Raw genomic sequence first — 17,625 nt, forward strand, 5'->3', positions numbered from 1 at the left:
GGGGCTAGCCTTGGTTCTGGCGCTCGATATAGGCGCGCAGCTCCTCGGCCTCTTGGCGGGCCTCGCGCAGCCCCTCCATGGCGGCGCGCAGCTCTGCCTCGGTCTGCTGCAGCTGGTTCGACATCTCGGCCTCGCGCTGCTGCATGTAGGTCACCGTGCGGTCGCGCTCCTCCTCCGCCTCGTGGAGCTGCTGTGCGAGCTTATCCAGCTCGCCCATCTCGGACTGCTTGACCCGCGCGAAGCGGTGCACCAGCCAATGCGCGAACCACCCCAGCACGAAGGCGACAAAGAGGATGACGGCGGTGGTTGCGATGATCTCTGTTCTATTCATTTGTTTCCTCCGCCGCCGGGGTCTCGGTCCCAGTTTCGGCCCCATTTTCGGTCCCGGTTTCGGCCCCGGTTTCGGTCTGCGTCTCGGCTTCCGGTCCGGGCTGCGCGCCGTCGGTCTCGGGCTCTGCGTCCGGGTCGTTCAGCCCCTCTGGGTCGCCCAGGATGATCAGCGTGAACTCGATGCGGCGGTTCTCCTCGCGGCCCTCTTCGGTGCCGTTATCGGCGATCGGGTTGGCCTCGCCGTAGCCCTGCGGGCTGAGGTTGCGGGTGCTCACGCGCCGGGACTGCAGCGCCACGAGCACCGCCTGGGCGCGCTGCTGGCTGAGCGCCTGGTTCATCGTCTCGCGGCCCTGGCTGTCGGTGTGCCCGGCGATCTCCATCGGCACGTCGGCGCAATCGCCCATCACCTCGGCGATGCGGTCGATGGTGCCGGCCTCCTCGGCGTCGATATCCGCCGAGCCGGGCTCGAAGGTGACCTTCTGCGCGGCCAGGATGGCGTTGATGGCGTCCACGCATTCCTGCGGGCTGGGCAGGGCCGCGTTCGGGTCAAGCGCCTCGACATAGGCGATGTCGATCGAGAAGTTCTCGGCCTCGCCCAGCTGCGATGACAGGATGCGGGAGACCTCGGCGCGGGCGGCGATGTTGCCGGTGGCGCCGCGGATGTCGACGATGTCGGGCTGCACCACGAGGCTGCCGTTGGACAGCATGGCCAGCGCCTCGAGCCCGGCAAAGACCCGCGCCGCCCAGCCGTCGGGCAGCCGGTCGTCCAGGCGCATGGTGCCGCTGACCTCGGCGGTGCTGAACCGCGCCCGCGCAAAGCCGGTCACCGCGGCGCGTAGCCGCTCGTCCGAGATCCGGCCGCGCAGCTGCAGCAGCCCCTCGGGGCTGAGCGTCGCCACGAATTCCGGCGGCCCGCTATCGGGCGCCTCGCCGGTGCCCACGATCACCACGGGCTCTGGCTTGGTGGCCGATAGCGAGAAGACATCCGGCAGGGCGTTCTCAAGCTCGCCGACCACCCGATCGAACAGCGCGCTGTCGGTGCTTTCCAGCGCCACCAGCGAGACGTCGGCGTCCGAGAAGGTCAGCGCGCCGCCGCCAATGCGCGCCAGGGCGCCGATGCCGGTGGTGACCGCGTCGGGCCATTCCGGGGTGGGCACGCCAAGCCCCAGCACGCAGGCGGCCTCGCCCTGCAGCCCGGCCTCTGCCGCGGCGGCAAGGATGCGCGCGCTTCCGGCCTTGGTATGCGCGGTGCAGGCGTCAAAGCGCGCGCCCGCCTCGTCGATGACAAAGCGCAGCGTGAAGGGCGAGATCACCGGGCGCGGCGCCGAGATGCGCAGCACCAGGTTCACCCCGTCCGGCACGGCGCTCTTGAGGCTGTTCTCGAGCTGCCGCTTGGCGGCGGCGCTCTCTGCGACCGAGGTGATCTCGACCCGGTCCGCGGCCACCGAGATCTTAGAGCGCGGCAGCCGGCCCAGCGTGTCCAGCGCGAAGCCCAGCGCGCTGGCCCAGCCGGGCGGCACCGGGAAGTCGGCGCTCTCCAGCAGGTCGGTCACCGGCGCGCCCTGGGCGATCTCAGAGATCTGCGCCGCCGTGGCCTGGCGGTCCATGGCGCCCGGGATCAACCCGATCAGCGACACCCCCGCGTCGTTGCGCAGGAACTCGATGGCAAAGCGGGGCGGCGTGATCGCCGCGACCGCCTTGACGTCCATGGCGTCGATCACCCGGTCCGCATCGACCACAGTGCTGGCCAGGCGCTCGGCGCGGAACCGCGTCGCCTCGTCCTCGGCGGTGCCGCGCAGCTTGACCTGCAATCCGTCCACCGCGACCGAGACCCAGTCCTGCCCGTCCAGCATCAGCACGCGCTTGACCGCCGCCTGCGAGCTGCGCTCGATCTGGGCCACGGCAAGCATCGCCGCCGCAATGCAGAGCAGCGCGGCGCCGAGGAACACGGCGATGGCGGGAACATAGTTCGACAGACGCATGGGGCGGTGAATTCTTCCTTACGCGATCCTTGGGGCGTTCTTAATGGGCCGCGGGCGGCGGGGCAATCACAACAAGGCCAGGCTCAGGCCCAGAAAGATCACCAGGATCAGCCCCGCGTCCCGGTTTGAGCGGAAAAGCGCCATGCAATTGTCCGGGTCGTCGATGTCGAGCCGCCGCATCTGCCAGGACAGGTGCCAGCCGAAGGCCCAGGGCCCGCCCAGCGCCACCGTCATCGCCAGCACGTTGGCGGTCTCCAGCAGCGCCCCGATCAGCGCCGCGCCCAGCAGCGCCACCGACAGCACCATGAAGGCCAGCAGCGCCCGCGGGGTCTCGTCGCCAAAGAGCCGCGCGGTGGACTTCACCCCGATCAGCGCGTCGTCCTCCTTGTCCTGATGCGCGTAGATCGTGTCGTAGAACAGCGTCCAGGCGATCCCGGCGGCGTAAAGCGCGAAGGGCGGCCAGTCCAGCGACCCCGCCACGGCGGCCCAGCCCAGGATCGCGCCAAAGTTAAAGGCCAGCCCCAGAAAGACCTGCGGCCACCAGGTGAAGCGCTTGGCGAAGGGGTAGATGCAGACCACCGCCAGCGAGCCGACGCCCAGCCAGATCGCCAGCGGGTCGAAGGTCAGCAGGATCATAAAGGCCGCCAGCGCCTGCAGCCCCATCCAGATCACCGCGCCGCGCACCGTGACCTGGCCCGACGGGATCGGGCGCGAGGCGGTGCGCGCCACCTTGCCGTCGATCTCGCGGTCGGTGATGTCGTTCCAGGTGCAGCCCGCGCCGCGCATCAGGAAGGCGCCCAGGGCGCAGCCCAGCAGCACCCAGGCCTCACCCCAACCAAAGCCGCCCTGCTGGCCCGCGGCCAGAAGCGCGCCCCACCAGCACGGCCACAGCAACAGCGTCACCGGCGTGGGGCGGTCGGCGCGGCTGAGCCGCAGGTAGGGCCGCGTCCAGGCGGGCGCGCGATTGTCCACCCAGTTGCCCTTCTCGGCATCGGCCACTTGGCCCTTGCCCTGCGCCCGGTCCTTGCCCTGGTCCTGGCCCGGTGCCGATTTCGACGTCGAGGTCTCTGGCGTCTGTTTCATGTGCTCTTTATGCTCCCCCCATGGCTCGCATTCGCCTCTATGTAGATCAGCCCCTTGGGCCGTCGCAATCGCTCGCATTGTCGCGTGACCAGGCGCATTATCTCTTCGGGGTGATGCGGCTTGGCGTGGGGGCCGATCTGTTGGTGTTCAACGGGCGCGATGGGGAATGGCGCGCCACCGTCGAGGCGGCCAGCAAGCGCGGCGGCCAGATCAGGGCCGAGGAGCGCACCCGGCCGCAGATGAACCCACCGGATCTCTGGCTGCTATTCGCGCCGATCAAGAAGGCGCGCACCGATTTCATCGTCGAGAAGGCGGCCGAGCTGGGCGCGGCGCGGATCTGCCCGGTGCAAACCGAGTTCACAAACTCCGAGCGCATCCGCCGCGACCGCCTGCAGGCGCATGCCGTGGAGGCCGCCGAGCAATGCGGCGGCACCTTCGTGCCGGAGGTGGCCGAGCTGGCCAAGCTCTCGCGCGTGCTCGACGACTGGCCCGGCGCGCGGCGGCTGATCTTTTGCGACGAGGCGCTGGTTGGCGCCACCGAGGCGGACCTGCGGGCGGCGACCGGTCCGGTCGCGATCCTCATTGGTCCGGAGGGCGGGTTCAGCCCCACCGAGCGCGCCCGCATCCGCGCGCATCCCCAGGCCCTGCCCATTAGCCTTGGCCCGCGGATCCTGCGCGCCGACACCGCCGCGGTTGCTGCTTTGACCCTCTGGCAGGCCGGGGCGGGGGACTGGCCAGGGGCCTGAACTGGGGACTGAACTGGGGGGCTGAGCGGCGGACTGGGCGCGGCCACTGTCGCGGCCTGGAGCCTGGTTGACGTTACGGCATCCGCGGCGGCGTCATTGTGCCAAAAATTCAGTCACTTTGCCCGGTATTGCGCCCAGTTTGTGGGCGCTGCCGGAACCGTTTCCTATTCCCCAGGATTTGGTGAACAAACGGCACCCAAACTCCACATTTTGGCCCTGATTACCTCTTAGCTCAGGACACAACAGGGGGTCGGTCTTTGGGGGACTAGGAAGCAGGTGTTTGGTATGGCAATGATTTCGCCGGATTTGTTCAGTAGCGTTTGGCGTTGGCGCGAGGCGGTTTTGGGGTTCTTCTTCGCGTTGTGCGGGCTCTTCTGGGCGGTCTCGCAGCAGGGCGTTCTGGCGGTGATCGGCACGTCGCTTACGATTGTGGGCGCGCTGATCATCTTCGCGGGCATACAGCGCACGCGCTTTCGGGTGCGGGCCGAGGGGCCGGGGCATGTGCAGATCGGCGACCGCATGATCATCTATTACGGGCGCCAGGACGGCGGGACCATCGCGGTGGACGCGCTGGAATCGGTGCAGCTTGATGCCACGGCGAGACCGGCGTGCTGGATTCTGAAAGAGGTGGGCGGCCTGCCGCTGAGCGTGCCGACCAACGCCCAGAACGCCGAGAAGCTCTTCGACGTTTTTGCCTCGCTGGAAGGGATCCGGACGAAAAACATGCTGTCCACGCTGCGCAGCAATCCCGATGCGCCGGTGCCGATCTGGGATGCCAGCCAGCGCCGCCTGCACTGATCCCGACAGATGTTGACGGCGGCGGCTTGCCAGCGATCACGGGCTTGACGTAGGCTGGGCCGCGCCGCGCTTGGCGCGGTTCGCTTGTTGCGGCAGGGTCCTGGGGATGAACACGAAGCCGACGATCCAGCTCCATCTTTTCTTCGCGTCGCAAAGCGACCGCGCGGTGATTCTGCGTCAGGGCCCGTCGAAGCAGTGTCGCATGATCCTATGGCATCGCGACACGGACAGGTTCGAGGACGGCCAGTGGCTGAAGCAGAGGGTCTACCCAGACTGCTGTCACCTATCTCCGGACGGTCAGCATTTCATCTATTTCGCTTTGGATGCCCACTGGGACAGCGAGACGAAGGGCTCTTATACCGGGATATCGCGCCCGCCCTATTTTACGGCGCTCGCGCTCTTTCCTGTGGGCGACACCTGGTCGGGCGGCGGTGCCTTTTTTGTGGACAATCACCATGTTTTCGTCGATGGCGACCCGGACATCATTGGGCGAGCCGCGGGCCTGTCGCGGGTGGAGCTGGGCAAGCCCGACCCCAAAGGATGCACGACGGACATCCGGTTGCGTTCCGGCCTCCCTGCGCCGCTGTCTCGCCAGGCGACAAAACTCCTGCTTGAGGACCCGGTGCCCACCAGCCGCTCGGCCATGCGGTATCAACTCCGGCACGCCTCAGCACATCTCGGCGCGGCGTATCATTGCGACGGCGGCAAGCTGTACCGTAGTGACGGCTCCGGCCAGGCAGCGCTGATCCGAGATTTCACCGACATGGCTTTCGAGCCAATCCGCGCGCCCTATGACTGGCGCGGTGAAACGGGCGCGACAGAGGGTGAACCTAGCTGGCACCCCTTGGATGGGGCAGGCGCATGAGCTTCATTCGCCCAGAGGTGCAAGAGAAGCTTGCCAAGACGAGACCATTTGCGATTGGCGCCGGGCTGTTGCTGCTGGGGCTCTACTGGCTGGTGGATGGCGGCGGGGTGATGCGCTTTGTGGGCGCGGGTCTGGCCGTCCTTGGCGGCGTGCTGCTTTGGGACGGCGCGCGGCGCGCGCGCTTCCCGGCCTCGGGGGATGGGTCCGGCGTGGTGGAGATCGACGAGCGCCGCATCACATATTACGGCCCCGATGGCGGCAGCTCGGTCTCGCTGAACGACGTGGCACGCATCCGCATCAACACGACCGACCAGGGCCCGTTCATGGCGGACCTGTATTGGGAGTTCACCGAACGCTCAGGGCTGCGCCTGGTGTTCCCCGGCGACGCGGTGGGGGCGGAGAAGATATTCGACGCGCTGGCGGTCTTTGACGGCGCCGACTTCCAGGCAATCGTGGAGGCCAACACGCACACCGAGGATGCCAGCTTTTTGGTCTGGGAGGACGCGCAGCTGCGCCTGGAGGGATAGTTTCGTCTGTTATGTGCGGCGCGTTGGGGGTGGTTTGGTTCAAGTGGATCTTGGCGCGACGCAATTTTCTTGCAAGAAAATTGCGAAACTCTTGAAAGAGTTTCTTTACCGCGCCCCGCATTGATCCCTGAAATGCGACCGCTTGCCAGCCCGCGGACCGGACTTTCCTTGGAAGGAAAGTGCAAATCTCTTGCAAGAGATTTGGCGCGCCTAAAGGGCGTTCCACGCCGAAACAACCAAACCTCCAATACGCGCGCTAAAAGTTTGACTGAAGGCCAAAGGATAGCGCCCATTCGGCGGTATCAAAGCGTGACACGTTGGAATCGGTGCGCTTGCGTCGCAGCTTCACGCTGGGCGAGAAGCCGGCGTATTCAAGCTTTGTGAAGGTGGCATTGATGTCAAAAAAGACCGCCTCGTCCTTGCGCCCGCCGGGCACCGGGACGCCAACCCAGTAGTTGGGATAATGCGTCTCGGCATAGCCCAGCCCGGCAGACAGCAGCATCGACAGGACCGGCTCGCCCAGGCTGAAGCGCAGCTGCGCGGCGATGGTGTCATTCTCCAGCACGATATTGGGTGTCGCGTTCTGGGTGCCAAACAGCGCGCCGGACAGCTTATTGCCGTTGGCGAAGCGGTAGGTCAGGCCCAGATTGGCCGACTGGACCTCGCCATTCCCGCCGCGGCCATACTTGCGGGCCTCGTGGTTGAAGCCGGCATCAAAGGTCAGCGCGTCGCTAAGCGGATGCCGCAGGGACGCGCCCGCCGAGATCGCGTGGAAGGAATGCGCCCCGCCTTGCATGTGGCGCTTGAGGGTCGACCTCAGCCCCAGGATGCTGCCCGCGTCCCCAAGCGCCCGGCTATGCGCGAAGCCCAGCGACAGGTTCTGCTCGGAGAGCAGCCCGGCGTCGAAACCGGGCGCAAAATCTTTGGCTTCCTGGGACAGGAAGACCTCTCGGGCGGACAGATGGCCCGTGAGGTGGGTTTGGCTGGTCTCGGTGCGGTTCAGCCGGTAGCTGGCAAAGACCGAGGCGCGGGTCACCACGCCGGATAGGGCCTGCGCGCTGGGGCTCAGCGTGCCAGCGGGGAGCGGCGCGACCCCAATGATCTCGCCCTGCCCATTCGCCAGATAGATATAGGCCCCGTCGATGGTGTTAAACGCGCTGTCCGCGCCGCCGTTGACGTTGGACGACGGCGTGGCGCCAAAGCGGAACCGCAGGTTCCAGGGGCTTTTTGCCTTTAGGTAGTTGAACTGCTGCTCGATCTTCTTGCGGTCCACCTCGGTCGGGGCAAGATCGCCGGCGCGGCGCATCCAGAACTGCGACAGCATCTGCCGCTCGCCGCCCAAGGCGGCCGTCGAGGTGACGCGGGCGGCCTGGAATTTCTGGTCCTTGGTTTGGGCAAAGCGGAAGGCCATGCGCCCGCCCTTGTAGGCCGCGCCCCAATCGCGCTTGGCCAGGAAGGCGGCGCTGCGGGCCAGGTGGGCCTGGGCGTCCTCGGGGTCCTGGTCCAGAAGCTGCTGAGTGAGGCTCAGCGCGACATCAGGCCGCCCGCCCATCGCGGCCTGCAATGCAAGCGCGCGGGCCTCGGGCAGGGTGAAGGTGAGCTGCTGCGCGGGCTGAGCCGGGACGGCGCCGCCGCTGATCCCAATCGCGAGCGCGGCGCAAACCAGCGCCGCGGCCCAGCGGCTACGGCGCCGTGCCGGTGCAGAGCGTTGCATCTTCGCCCGCCGATCCGCATTGGTTTAGCACCCAGAAGCCGTGCTCGCTTTCGTTTTCGCGAGTTGGATCCCATTCGGTGATGACCAGCCCGCCTGCCATGGCGGTGGCGTTGGTGCCGCCGAAGAGACCGGCATAGGTGCCGATGCCAAGAGTCGAGGCCCCCACCGCGGCCTCGACAACGCCGTCTTGGAAGGTCCCGTCGGCGGTGATGTTGGTCGCGGTCAAAACGATCGTGGGCAACTGGTGGGCGATGCCGCCCTGGTCAACAAGGACGCGGTCAAAAACGGCCCCATTCACCAGCATGTCGTCGAAGTTCACGTTCAGGAAGATATTGCCGACCACGCGGCCCGGGGCCTGCGGCTGATTCGCGGGGTTGGTGCCGGGCGGCAGCGGGGGGTTGGGGCCGGACCAGTTGTCGAGGCCCGTATAGCCGCCCGCGTAAGAGACCTGGCCTGTCCCCGGCGAGGTCGTGCTGGCGGGGCGATCAAAGCCGCCATCGCGCTCGTAGTAAACGCCCGAGAAGAAGCTGTTAAACTGCCCGCCATCGCTGGCCACGCCGCCGCGCACGACGCCGTTGGCGCTTTGGGAGGCGACCGCGATGAAGGCCCGGTCCAGCGGGTCCTCCTGCAGCGTGTAGGCCAGGTGCCCCGCGGGCAGAGCGGCCTCGACGGCCAGGTTGCGCATGAAGGTGGTCACCGTGGTGGGGGTCGAATCGAGGCCCGACAACTCCACCGTCAGCGTTTGCGCCGTGGCGTTAAAGGCCAGCTGCGTGACGTCGCTGGCGACCGCCGCGGGGATCCCGCCGGCGGCGGGGGTGGGGGTGGTTGGAGTGGGGGTCGTCGGTGCGGTTGTCGCAACGAAGGGATTCCCGTCGCACGCGGTGAAAACGAACACCGCGGCCAAAGCCATCATCGGTTTACGCATAACTCTGCTCGAAGCCTGCCTATTGTTTTATCCACAACCTGCCTGCGAGTTATCCACAAGTCAACGAATCGGCGCGACCCATTGGCGAAGTGATGCGCAAATACCGCGCTTAATTACACAGGATAAGTCCCTGGAATGGCGCTATATTGGAAGCGGGCTTTTTTCTGCTTCTATATGTGGTGCCGGGTTCTAATTGTGCGGGGATTAGGGGGCGGGACTTCCAACTTAGATTATGGTAAGCTGTGCTTGGCAATCTTTAGCCAGCAACAACTTTTTTGTAGTTTATTGATGGAGGCTTTTATGGCCGGACTTCACGTACTCCTGGAAATGTCATCCAAAGAAAACGATGCCTTCTCGCGGCACGCCGCGGGGCTGGAATCCGCGGAGGAGGCGCAGAAGCAGGCAACAGAGATGATGGGCGCCGTTGGCGGCGTTGGCATCGAGATCGAGGAGGACGCGCCGCCGATCCCAATGTTTGCCGCGACCGCAGAGGACGACCAGGCGCTGAGCGCCTTTGCATTGGGGCTCGCGGGCAGCACCGGGCGCGGCAAGAAAACCAAGAGCCATGTCGTGCAGGCCGAGGTCAGTCGCACCCGCATGGGCGAGCTGTTGGAGGCCCCCGATATCCAGGTCTGGCCAAGCTCGCCCATGGCGCTGCTGGACGAGGGGGCGGTGGCGTTTGACCTCGCCTCGTCCCGGGGCGGGGTGGATTGCCGCCCGTTCCGGCCCGGCGTTGACATTGCTACGATCCGCGAACTCTTGGGCGTTGCGGCGCTCTGGAAGGAGGGCGCGCAGGGGCAGAACATCGTCGTGGGCGTGCTGGACGAGGGCATCGACGGCAGCACCTATCCGGTGATCGGCGGCTTCGCGCGCCCGAACTCGGCGCGCCAGCCGGGCTCGGCGCCGGTGACCAGCCACGGTTCGATGTGTGCCGCCGACATCCTGGTGGCGGCGCCCGCGGCGCGGCTCTATGACTACCCGTTCCTGGGCGTGCCGCGCTCGGGTCCGGCGCTGCAGATGATGCAGGCGGCGCTGAACCAGTTCTCGCAGGACGGCACGCCGCAGATCACCAACAACTCCTACGGTTTCACCGCGGGGCCGTCGGCGATCACCGATCCGCGCCACGAGGTGAACAACTTCAACCACCCCTATAACCGTAAGGTGCGCGAGGTGGTGGCCGCCGGGATCGCGTGTTTCTTCGCGGCGGGCAATTGCGGCCGGGACTGCCCCTCGGGCAACTGCCACCCCTCGGGGATCGGGCCGGGCAACTCGATCAGCGCGGCCAACAGCATGGAGGACGTGGTCACGGTGGCGGCGGTGAACAGCCGGCACGAGAGGGTGGGCTACTCGGCGCAGGGGCCGGGCATCTTCCACGCGCAGAAGCCGGACCTGGTCAGCTACACGCATTTCTTCGGCAATTTCGGCCCCGGGCGCCCTGGCGGGACGGCGCAGCCCTATGATAATGGGACATCGGCGGCGACTCCGGTGGCGGCGGGGGTGGGCGCGGCCCTGCTCTCGGCCTTCCCGGGCCTGTCGCCGGCGGAGTTAAAGGAGCTCTTGATGCGCACGGCGACGGATGTGGGCGGCTCGGTGGGCTGGGATCGCGACCATGGTGCGGGCGTGATCAACGCTGCGGCGGCCTATGCGCAGCAGCGCAACGCGATGATCATCAGCAGCTATGGCGGCGGCGCGTCCGGGGCGGGCACTGCGTAACGGTGGGCTATTGGATCGTGACATACCGGCGCGGTCTCGACCTGGAGGAGCTGCGCGCCTGTCTCGCCGAGATCGGGGCGCATCTGGTGGAGGGGGCGGAGCCGATCCCGCTCTCCGACCAGGAGCTCTCCATCGAGATCACGACAGAGCGGGGCGCCCTGGACCGGATCGAGGCGATCGACGGGGTGCAGGGCGTGTTCCCCTCCTCGGATATGTCGACTTTCTGACACGCGATCTTGTGTGCATGTGTCGCGGCGCTACTATGGCTTGAACCCACCGCCGCGATTCGAAGAGAGCCCAAATGCCCCTGACGCCCGAACAAGCCGCCGAGATCGACGCCCTGCGCGCCACCCCCCAGCCCACGCTGCGCGCGGTGGCCCCGGGGGCGGAGGCGCATCTCTACACGGCGCACCCGGTGCTGGACCACGGCTTCATCCGCATGGTGGACTATATGGGCGACGACAGCGCGATCTGCCAGGCGGCGCGGGTCAGCTACGGCAAGGGCACCAAGTCGGTCAGCAATGACGAGGGCCTGATCCGCTACCTGATGCGGCACTGGCACTCCACGCCGTTCGAGATGTGCGAGATCAAGCTGCATGTGAAGCTGCCGGTCTTCGTGGCGCGGCAGTGGATCCGCCACCGTACCGCCAATGTGAACGAGTACTCCGCCCGCTACTCGATCCTGGACCGCGAGTTCTACATCCCCCAGCCCGACGCGCTGGCGGCGCAGTCCACCACGAACAACCAGGGCCGCGGCGCGGTGCTGACGGGGCGCGAGGCCGAGCGCGTGCTGGAGATCCTCAAGTCCGACAGCGACCGCGCCTATGACCACTACGAGGAGATGTTGTCCGAGGACGGCCAGCAGGGCCTGGCGCGCGAGCTGGCGCGGATGAACCTGCCCGCGAATATCTATACGCAATGGTACTGGAAGGTGGACCTGCATAACCTGTTCCACTTCCTGCGGCTGCGCGCCGACGCGCATGCGCAGATGGAGATCCGGGTCTATGCCGAGGCGATCTGCAAGGTCGTCGCCGACTGGGTGCCCTTCGCCTACGGGGCCTTCGAAGACTACCGCATGGGCGGCGCGACGCTCTCGGCCAAGGCCCTGGACTGCCTGCGCCGGATGCTGGCGGGCGAGGCGGTCACGCAAGAGACCTCCGGCATGTCCAAGGGCGAGTGGCGGGAGTTTGAGGGGGTTATTGGAAGTTAGATGGTGCGCAGCGCGTCTTGAATGTCGTCGCGAATGTACTGAGTGTCTCTGGGTCGCACGGTCTTGGCCCATTCAAGGCACATGCATTGCCACAAGAAATCTCCACTCAACAGCAATTCGCTTGCGGCCTGGTTCACCCATGAATGATGATCTAAGGAAGTCATCGATTTCGAGCACGCATCTGCCACGTAAGATAGGTCGCGTGCGACTCTCGTCCAAAGATCACTCCAGTTTTCTCTTTTTAAACGCTCAAAGACGACGACTTCAGGGGCGTCATCTCCAGGCAGCAGGCTGCAGCCAGTAGCGTCATCTTGGTCGCCATCCAAAAAGACTACTGTAGGGCGTGGAAATCTTCCCTGTGACGTTATTTGGCCAAGCGCAACACCTAGGTTCGCTGAACCAAATGGAATGATTGACACCTTTTGAACAACGTCTTGATGATGGACGCTAAGTATACTCTCCAACCAAATTTTGGCGCGGTCATCTTCAACAAAAACCTCCACTTCTGGATAGTTCTCGTCATCCATCTTTGTCATTGCAAACTGAGGGCTTACGCCGCGGGCGATCGTTTTTTCTCCAGCGTTTTCCAGGATGTAAATTCTTGCTTCCAAGGGAAGTTCTTCGAGAATATATGGAGAATGTGTGGTGATGACGACTTGGCACTCTTGCGTTCGTGTCACAGTCGCCAAGTCACGCATGAGTCGCCGTTGCGCTCTAGGGTGCAGTGATGACTCGATTTCGTCGATTAAAACCAACCCATGCTTTGGCAAGTCTGTTTGCAGGAGTTCTGCTACAGTCGTTTCGCCTGAGCCCTGATGAAACCCGGAGTATGGCCGGTGCTCCTTTGTCAGAACTGGAATATCTCTGTTGGGATCAATTGAAGTTTTGGCCATCTTCGCGTCGTTGTACGTCCGGCCCATTATCGCCGACATCCGATGAATTTGTTGCTCATCGAAGTTAACTGCGTGGGCTTCGTTGTGCCTGGTCTTAGCTATTCGCGCATAGCCGACTCGTGTTCCCACTGGCTGCAACCTGCTCAAGTCAAGATATCGAACAGGTCGAAGCGGTCTTTCGGGTTGGCCTAGCCATCTTGTAGATGGTTTGCGAATAGAATGGTTGGAGTGATTTGGTCCTTGTTTGATTCCGACTCGAATAGCTGCATCGTTCAAAGAATCCCACGCAGTCTCTGGGAAAAATTCAGTTGGAAAGTAATTCGCGCCGCCTTGATTTCTAAATGAACAGGCGGCGGATTGAAGGATTGTACTCTTCCCGGAACCATTTTCGCCAACGATTGCAACAATCGGAAAATCGAAATCGATTCTTTGCTCTTCCCATCCTCGGATGTTTTTGATTTCCAACCACTCTAACCGCTTTGGCCATGACGCACCTGAATTTGTTCGCCATTTGCGTTCAAGCCTTCTCATCTCATTGGAATTCACCGAAACACTCCAAAACTCCGACTGGGATAATCTGAACCTCTTATACCATTTACGCAACTTGAGCTACTTAGTGCCGGAACGCAAATGAAGCCTATGCTGGGCTCTCATGCTGACCTACCCTCCCGCTGCTCGCATCACCGCAAACCCTAATTCGCACCCACTTCGTGCCGGGCGCGACGTTCTCAACTCAAACGACCAGTCAATCGCCAACGGGGGAACCCGGTCCGGACTCGCCAAAACGCAAAAACCCCCAGCCGGGCAGGGCCGGGGGTGCCATACGTTGTGCCATACAAAAGTCCGACGTTTTGCCGACACTTTGCCGACGCGGTTTTGGCGGCGATTTTCGACCTAACCGAGGATGCCCGGCCAGTTCGCCTCACCCTTGGCGATATTGCCCGGCACGTCCTGCAGCCAGAGCTTCCGCGCGCGCAGATTTGCGTTTAGATACAAGCGGTTCTCGTAAACCGTCCAGGCCTCGGGCTGCGTCGGCGCCAGATAGCCCAGCGAGGCCGCATAGGCGCAGTATCCGCCGAACTTGGCGCCGTATTTCTCCGGGTCGCCCATAAAGGCCATCTTGTTGTTTTCATTCGCGAAATGCCATGTGGCGCCGTTGTGATCATAGGCGAAATTGGCCGATCCAGGCACCGGCGCGGCATCGGTGAAATAGCCCACCGGGTCGATCCCGTTGATGGCGATCCCATTGGTCTGAAAGGTCAGCGGCTCGGCCGCCCGAGCGGCGTGGGTGCCAAAAAATGTGGCGACGGGCGCGGCGGCCAGCAGGCCGATCGTGGCGCGGCGGGTGAGCATGATATGTCTCCTATTTCCGGGTCAATTCCTGCACCCTAGCTGATCATAAACAGGCGCGAAAACAACCAGCTACACCGGTTTGTGAGCGCCCGTGTGCGCGGTGGAGGGCTTGTTTCAAAAGCTGGCAAGCGCCCCAGATTGGTATATGAAAAGTATATACATATCGTCATAATGCTGTTACAATGGGCACATGCGATCAAGGATACTCGCTCTCACCTGCGCGATGGCGCTCCTGGCCGGGCCACTGCCCGCCGCGGACGGGTTCTGCGCCAGCCACCAGGCCATCACCGAGGCGCTGGTCCAGCGCATGGGTGAGGCCAAGACCGGCATCGGTGTGCGCGACCCCGACAGCTTGCTAGAGCTCTGGCAGTCACGCCGCGGCACCTGGACCCTCGTGCAGCGCTACGCCGATGGGCGCAGCTGCATCGTGGCGACGGGCGAGGATTGGGTCGAGCTGGGGCCTTCGGAGCCCGCCTGACAGGCGCGCCGCAAGCGGCCGCGCCACGACTTCTGAGTCCCATTCGCCACAACATCTGGCCGAAGCATCGCGTTGCGCATCTAGGTTTTGGAGTTATCCACAGGGGCGTGATAGGGTAAGCCACCCGACCTTGTTGTATTGAACGCCAATTTGGAGGCATCCATGCGTATTCTCTTCTCCGCGGCTCTGATGGGCGCGGTCTCATTTGCGGCCCCCGCGCTGGCCTGGAACGAAACCCAGCCCGCGACGGATAACATGCTGGTTTACGCCTATAAGACCAAGCATAACTACTGCCCCACCGGGTTGCAGCCTGTGGTCGTGGGCGGCGTGATCTGCTGCGGCACGCCGAACGGTCACTACGAAAGCCACTCGGCGTCCAGCCATCACCGCGCGCATTCCAGCCACGCCTCGCCGGGCACGGTGGTGGTGTACGAAAAGGGACAGTAGCCCTTTCTCTGACAGGTTTGACTGGTCTGACGGGCCGAACGCCGCGCCTTCCGGTGCGGCGTTTCATATTCGAGGACAGTCTGTTTTGGGCAGGGGAATTGATCTTGGCCGGCGGGGGTGTATGTTTATGGTTAATTTAAGAGTTCACTGTACACATCTTGAGGGGTTAGGATGATGGTTAATAAGTTTGGTCTCGTGCTTGCCACGGGCGTAGCGTTTTTTGCGTCCGCACATACAGCACACGCGTTTTGCACCGACAGCCGGGCGGATGTTTCCATCCTGTGCCCAAAGCCGGTGCCCTTTCGGGGCAAGAAGGATCTGACGGAGACGTCCCGTAACCTGCCCACGGTGGGCACGCCGGGGGTCTATAAGAACTATGGGAATGGCTATGACGTCCGGGTCTACCTCTACCAGAACGGCACGGGGCACCAGCCGTTTCATTGGGAGAAGCAGTAGCCTTTGGCGCGTCGGCGGCCCGGTTGCCGGGCCGCGCTACAGTCTTTTCACGTATGGGGTCAGAGGGCCTTTAGATCGCCGGCCATTGTGCGGCCGTCGCGGCCCTCGATGATCTCGAACTCTACCTTCTGATTGTCGGCCAGTCCGGTCATCCCGGCGCGCTCCACGGCGGACACGTGCACGAACACGTCCTTGCCGCCCCCATCAGGCTCTATAAAGCCGTAACCTTTGGTTGTATTGAACCATTTGACGGTACCAGTAGCCATACCACCTCTCCTTAAAACAATCCCGCCCACAGAGTTGTGACGGGCCGGTGTTGCCAGGTCTTCTTAGTCTTAGGCTGCTCTTCAGGAGAGGAGCGGTCGTCAAAGAAAGTCTGTCGTCACGGCGTTAAGGATTACCTCTTTTGCGCAAAACGCAAGTGAATTAATGATGACAGGGCAACGGCTCAGGCCCTGTAAATAAAGGGAAATCACGATGAAAATGTACGGGTTAGGCACGTGCGACACCTGCCGTAAGGCGGAAAAGGCGTTACGGGACAAAGGTTTGGCATTAACCAAGGTTGACGTAAGGTCAGATGGCGTAAAAGAAGCGGAGTTACGCCGATTTTTTGAGGCGTTCGGCCAAAAATTGATCAACACGCGGTCCACAACCTGGCGTGGCCTCACCGAAACGGAACGCGCCGGAGAGCCGATCGCCTTGCTCAAAGCCCATCCCACATTGATGAAACGCCCCGTTATCGACGACAACGGGGCGCTCTATTTGGGCTGGGATAAGGCGGTGCAGGCCGCGCTACTCGGCTGATTTGCGCTCCAAGAACAGCCGGTCCAGCGATAGCGGGCCGGCGCCACGAAAGACCAGATAGGCCATCAGGAACACCCACAACACGCGCTCGTCGATCAGAGCGTATCTGCCGTCGAAAAGCGCGCCCAGTTCGGCCCCGTGGCCGGTGGTGTCGACCCAGGTCTGCACCGCGATGAACCCGATCATGCCAAGCGCCGCCAGCCGTGTGAAAAGCCCGATCAGGATCAGCAAGGGCAGCAGCCACTCCGCATAGGTGCCCGCGAAGGCGACGAGCTTGTAGATGAAGCCAAGCTGCGAGGGGTCATAGGTCACCGCCTCGAACGCCTTGGGGAACATCTGGGCGTAGACGCCGCTTTCGAGGGTGAAGAAGTCAAAGATCCCCTCGTTGCCGCGGCGGTCCCAGACCTTGGTGCCCGCGGATTGCCAGTAATAGCCGAAAAGCGTGGCCACGAAGGCCAGCCGGGCCAGGGTCGGCAGCGCGACGGGCGACAGGCGCTCGATCCTAGAGAATATGCCGTTGTGCAGGTTGATAAGGGCGTTCATCGGTCTTGTTCCTCGTTAAGTCTTATGATTGCGGCGGTGCCCAGGAGCACGCCGAGGGTTTGTGTTAGGTCAAAACCTGGCACCTGGGCGGTTGCGGCCTCGACCGCCTCGCCGAAGGTCCGGCCGCTTAGGATCGCGGCCACGAAAGTGCCACCACCCGGCAAGAGGGTGGTCATCTGCGGGTCGAACTCGGCCCGGGTGATCAGCACGTTCTCGCCCTGGCCGGCGGGCTTGGGCGCGCCTTGCTCCATGTTGAAGCGCCAGATCTGGTGGATCGGATAGCGCGAGCGGATCAGATGCACCGCGGGCGCCATCTCTAGGCGCGCGGTCATCAAACGGTCCGCGGGCAGCTCTTGCAGGATCGCAGCGTCCAGCGCCGCCGCATCGCCCGCGTGGTAGCTGCGGCGCAGCGCCTGTTCTAGCCGCGCCACATCTGCCAGGTAGGGTAGGTGCTGCAGCGGGGCGAACCCGGCCAGGAAATCCGGCATCCGGTCGCCGTAGAACATGATCAGCGGCGAGGAGGGCGGGTGCTGGCGCAGGTAGACACCGGCGACCTTCTTAAAGTTCTCGGCGCCGATCAGCTTGGCGATCACCGGAAAGGCGGTCTCGAGCGCCTCGGTCAGGCTGACGGCCACGTTGTTGCGGTAGACGTCAAAGCGCTTGGTGGCAGGCGCCCCATCGGGGTTCACCAACCCCTGCGGCGCGGCGCGCGCCGGATCAAGCATCGCTTGGGTGAATTCTGTTTGGGTGACACCCAT

21 protein-coding genes are annotated in these 17,625 nt (G+C 63.9%); 11 read left to right on the top strand and 10 right to left on the bottom strand.

What is annotated here, in order from left to right:
* Window positions 1-4 precede the first annotated feature (4 nt).
* From AIOL_RS06110 to ubiA, 3 genes are all read right to left on the bottom strand, one after another.
* A complete protein-coding gene (locus AIOL_RS06110) occupies window positions 5-331 on the bottom strand; it encodes a hypothetical protein (RefSeq protein WP_049642174.1) in 327 nt (108 codons plus the stop codon).
* Window positions 324-2,312, bottom strand: a complete 1,989-nt coding sequence (locus tag AIOL_RS06115; RefSeq protein ID WP_049642175.1) for an OmpA family protein — start codon at window positions 2,310-2,312, stop codon at window positions 324-326. The genes AIOL_RS06110 and AIOL_RS06115 overlap by 8 nt, the downstream gene beginning before the upstream one ends.
* A gap of 66 nt (window positions 2,313-2,378) precedes the next feature.
* The gene (gene ubiA / locus AIOL_RS06120; RefSeq protein WP_049642176.1) at window positions 2,379-3,395 is read right to left on the bottom strand and encodes a 4-hydroxybenzoate octaprenyltransferase; all 1,017 of its coding nucleotides are present in this window, start codon (window positions 3,393-3,395) and stop codon (window positions 2,379-2,381) included.
* Window positions 3,396-3,415: 20 nt separating this feature from the next.
* Between ubiA and AIOL_RS06125 the strand changes: the two genes are divergently transcribed.
* From AIOL_RS06125 to AIOL_RS06140, 4 genes are all read left to right on the top strand, one after another.
* Window positions 3,416-4,141: a 16S rRNA (uracil(1498)-N(3))-methyltransferase gene (locus tag AIOL_RS06125; protein WP_049642177.1), complete on the top strand. Its 726-nt coding sequence runs from the start codon at window positions 3,416-3,418 to the stop codon at window positions 4,139-4,141.
* A gap of 306 nt (window positions 4,142-4,447) precedes the next feature.
* Window positions 4,448-4,939 carry a hypothetical protein gene (locus tag AIOL_RS06130; protein WP_152912391.1) on the top strand — a complete coding sequence of 164 codons (492 nt, stop codon included), beginning with the start codon at window positions 4,448-4,450 and terminating at the stop codon, window positions 4,937-4,939.
* A gap of 106 nt (window positions 4,940-5,045) precedes the next feature.
* Window positions 5,046-5,804, top strand: coding sequence for a hypothetical protein (locus AIOL_RS23920; RefSeq protein WP_053101200.1), 759 nt, complete (start codon window positions 5,046-5,048; stop codon window positions 5,802-5,804).
* Entirely contained in the window at window positions 5,801-6,331 is a 531-nt protein-coding gene (locus AIOL_RS06140; protein ID WP_049642179.1) for a hypothetical protein, read from the top strand. The genes AIOL_RS23920 and AIOL_RS06140 overlap by 4 nt, the downstream gene beginning before the upstream one ends.
* 256 nt (window positions 6,332-6,587) lie before the next feature.
* Here AIOL_RS06140 and AIOL_RS06145 read toward each other — a convergent pair whose 3' ends face one another.
* Together AIOL_RS06145 and AIOL_RS06150 are read right to left on the bottom strand one after the other, a co-directional pair.
* Window positions 6,588-8,045: a hypothetical protein gene (locus tag AIOL_RS06145; protein WP_049642180.1), complete on the bottom strand. Its 1,458-nt coding sequence runs from the start codon at window positions 8,043-8,045 to the stop codon at window positions 6,588-6,590.
* Window positions 8,014-8,958 carry a hypothetical protein gene (locus tag AIOL_RS06150; RefSeq protein WP_049642181.1) on the bottom strand — a complete coding sequence of 315 codons (945 nt, stop codon included), beginning with the start codon at window positions 8,956-8,958 and terminating at the stop codon, window positions 8,014-8,016. The genes AIOL_RS06145 and AIOL_RS06150 overlap by 32 nt, the downstream gene beginning before the upstream one ends.
* A gap of 312 nt (window positions 8,959-9,270) precedes the next feature.
* Here AIOL_RS06150 and AIOL_RS06155 point away from each other — a divergent pair, with 312 nt between their 5' ends.
* The 3 genes from AIOL_RS06155 (at window position 9,271) to thyX (ending at window position 11,893) form a co-directional block, all read left to right on the top strand.
* Window positions 9,271-10,683 (top strand): S8 family peptidase, encoded by a 1,413-nt coding sequence (locus AIOL_RS06155; protein WP_160314415.1) that lies wholly within the window; start codon window positions 9,271-9,273, stop codon window positions 10,681-10,683.
* Window positions 10,684-10,685: 2 nt separating this feature from the next.
* On the top strand, window positions 10,686-10,910 hold the full coding sequence (locus AIOL_RS06160) for a hypothetical protein (RefSeq protein WP_049642183.1): 225 nt from the start codon (window positions 10,686-10,688) through the stop codon (window positions 10,908-10,910).
* 74 nt (window positions 10,911-10,984) lie between these two features.
* Entirely contained in the window at window positions 10,985-11,893 is a 909-nt protein-coding gene (gene thyX, locus AIOL_RS06165; RefSeq protein ID WP_049642184.1) for an FAD-dependent thymidylate synthase, read from the top strand.
* Here thyX and AIOL_RS24255 read toward each other — a convergent pair.
* Entirely contained in the window at window positions 11,890-13,317 is a 1,428-nt protein-coding gene (locus AIOL_RS24255) for an ATP-dependent nuclease (protein WP_082152448.1), read from the bottom strand. The genes thyX and AIOL_RS24255 overlap by 4 nt on opposite strands.
* A 363-nt stretch (window positions 13,318-13,680) precedes the next feature.
* The gene (locus tag AIOL_RS06175) at window positions 13,681-14,139 is read right to left on the bottom strand and encodes a YHS domain-containing (seleno)protein (RefSeq protein WP_049642186.1); all 459 of its coding nucleotides are present in this window, start codon (window positions 14,137-14,139) and stop codon (window positions 13,681-13,683) included.
* A 190-nt stretch (window positions 14,140-14,329) separates the two neighbouring features.
* Between AIOL_RS06175 and AIOL_RS06180 the strand changes: the two genes are divergently transcribed.
* The 3 genes from AIOL_RS06180 (at window position 14,330) to AIOL_RS06190 (ending at window position 15,520) form a co-directional block, all read left to right on the top strand.
* Window positions 14,330-14,617, top strand: coding sequence for a hypothetical protein (locus AIOL_RS06180; protein ID WP_152912395.1), 288 nt, complete (start codon window positions 14,330-14,332; stop codon window positions 14,615-14,617).
* 162 nt (window positions 14,618-14,779) lie between these two features.
* Window positions 14,780-15,064, top strand: a complete 285-nt coding sequence (locus AIOL_RS06185; protein ID WP_053101203.1) for a hypothetical protein — start codon at window positions 14,780-14,782, stop codon at window positions 15,062-15,064.
* Window positions 15,065-15,238: 174 nt separating this feature from the next.
* Entirely contained in the window at window positions 15,239-15,520 is a 282-nt protein-coding gene (locus tag AIOL_RS06190) for a hypothetical protein (protein ID WP_152912396.1), read from the top strand.
* Window positions 15,521-15,579: 59 nt separating this feature from the next.
* Here the strand turns inward: AIOL_RS06190 and AIOL_RS06195 are convergent, their stop codons facing one another.
* Window positions 15,580-15,786, bottom strand: a complete 207-nt coding sequence (locus AIOL_RS06195; protein WP_049642189.1) for a cold-shock protein — start codon at window positions 15,784-15,786, stop codon at window positions 15,580-15,582.
* Window positions 15,787-15,997: 211 nt separating this feature from the next.
* On the opposite strand from AIOL_RS06195, the gene AIOL_RS06200 reads away from it, so the two are divergent.
* The gene (locus AIOL_RS06200; protein ID WP_049642190.1) at window positions 15,998-16,324 is read left to right on the top strand and encodes an arsenate reductase family protein; all 327 of its coding nucleotides are present in this window, start codon (window positions 15,998-16,000) and stop codon (window positions 16,322-16,324) included.
* Here the strand turns inward: AIOL_RS06200 and AIOL_RS06205 are convergent.
* On the bottom strand, window positions 16,313-16,867 hold the full coding sequence (locus tag AIOL_RS06205) for a DoxX family membrane protein (RefSeq protein WP_049642191.1): 555 nt from the start codon (window positions 16,865-16,867) through the stop codon (window positions 16,313-16,315). The two genes, AIOL_RS06200 and AIOL_RS06205, sit on opposite strands and share 12 nt — an antisense overlap.
* Window positions 16,864-17,625, bottom strand: coding sequence for an HvfC/BufC N-terminal domain-containing protein (locus AIOL_RS06210; protein ID WP_049642192.1), 762 nt, complete (start codon window positions 17,623-17,625; stop codon window positions 16,864-16,866). The genes AIOL_RS06205 and AIOL_RS06210 overlap by 4 nt, the downstream gene beginning before the upstream one ends.

Source organism: Candidatus Rhodobacter oscarellae (assembly GCF_001078595.1).
Taxonomy (GTDB): Bacteria; Pseudomonadota; Alphaproteobacteria; order Rhodobacterales; family Rhodobacteraceae; genus Rhodobacter_B; species Rhodobacter_B oscarellae.

Excerpts from the sequence above, each read along its gene's own strand:
- AIOL_RS06175 (WP_049642186.1), bottom strand. The coding sequence starts at position 14,139 with ATGCTCACCCGCCGCGCCACGATCGGCCTGCTGGCCGCCGCGCCCGTC.
- AIOL_RS24255 (WP_082152448.1), bottom strand. The coding sequence starts at position 13,317 with ATGAGAAGGCTTGAACGCAAATGGCGAACAAATTCAGGTGCGTCATGG.
- thyX (WP_049642184.1), top strand. The coding sequence starts at position 10,985 with ATGCCCCTGACGCCCGAACAAGCCGCCGAGATCGACGCCCTGCGCGCC.
- ubiA (WP_049642176.1), bottom strand. The coding sequence starts at position 3,395 with ATGAAACAGACGCCAGAGACCTCGACGTCGAAATCGGCACCGGGCCAG.
- AIOL_RS06205 (WP_049642191.1), bottom strand. The coding sequence starts at position 16,867 with ATGAACGCCCTTATCAACCTGCACAACGGCATATTCTCTAGGATCGAG.
- AIOL_RS23920 (WP_053101200.1), top strand. The coding sequence starts at position 5,046 with ATGAACACGAAGCCGACGATCCAGCTCCATCTTTTCTTCGCGTCGCAA.
- AIOL_RS06145 (WP_049642180.1), bottom strand. The coding sequence starts at position 8,045 with ATGCAACGCTCTGCACCGGCACGGCGCCGTAGCCGCTGGGCCGCGGCG.
- AIOL_RS06140 (WP_049642179.1), top strand. The coding sequence starts at position 5,801 with ATGAGCTTCATTCGCCCAGAGGTGCAAGAGAAGCTTGCCAAGACGAGA.
- AIOL_RS06195 (WP_049642189.1), bottom strand. The coding sequence starts at position 15,786 with ATGGCTACTGGTACCGTCAAATGGTTCAATACAACCAAAGGTTACGGC.
- AIOL_RS06185 (WP_053101203.1), top strand. The coding sequence starts at position 14,780 with ATGCGTATTCTCTTCTCCGCGGCTCTGATGGGCGCGGTCTCATTTGCG.
- AIOL_RS06180 (WP_152912395.1), top strand. The coding sequence starts at position 14,330 with ATGCGATCAAGGATACTCGCTCTCACCTGCGCGATGGCGCTCCTGGCC.
- AIOL_RS06115 (WP_049642175.1), bottom strand. The coding sequence starts at position 2,312 with ATGCGTCTGTCGAACTATGTTCCCGCCATCGCCGTGTTCCTCGGCGCC.
- AIOL_RS06125 (WP_049642177.1), top strand. The coding sequence starts at position 3,416 with ATGGCTCGCATTCGCCTCTATGTAGATCAGCCCCTTGGGCCGTCGCAA.
- AIOL_RS06155 (WP_160314415.1), top strand. The coding sequence starts at position 9,271 with ATGGCCGGACTTCACGTACTCCTGGAAATGTCATCCAAAGAAAACGAT.
- AIOL_RS06190 (WP_152912396.1), top strand. The coding sequence starts at position 15,239 with ATGGTTAATAAGTTTGGTCTCGTGCTTGCCACGGGCGTAGCGTTTTTT.
- AIOL_RS06110 (WP_049642174.1), bottom strand. The coding sequence starts at position 331 with ATGAATAGAACAGAGATCATCGCAACCACCGCCGTCATCCTCTTTGTC.
- AIOL_RS06200 (WP_049642190.1), top strand. The coding sequence starts at position 15,998 with ATGAAAATGTACGGGTTAGGCACGTGCGACACCTGCCGTAAGGCGGAA.
- AIOL_RS06210 (WP_049642192.1), bottom strand. The coding sequence starts at position 17,625 with ATGGGTGTCACCCAAACAGAATTCACCCAAGCGATGCTTGATCCGGCG.
- AIOL_RS06150 (WP_049642181.1), bottom strand. The coding sequence starts at position 8,958 with ATGATGGCTTTGGCCGCGGTGTTCGTTTTCACCGCGTGCGACGGGAAT.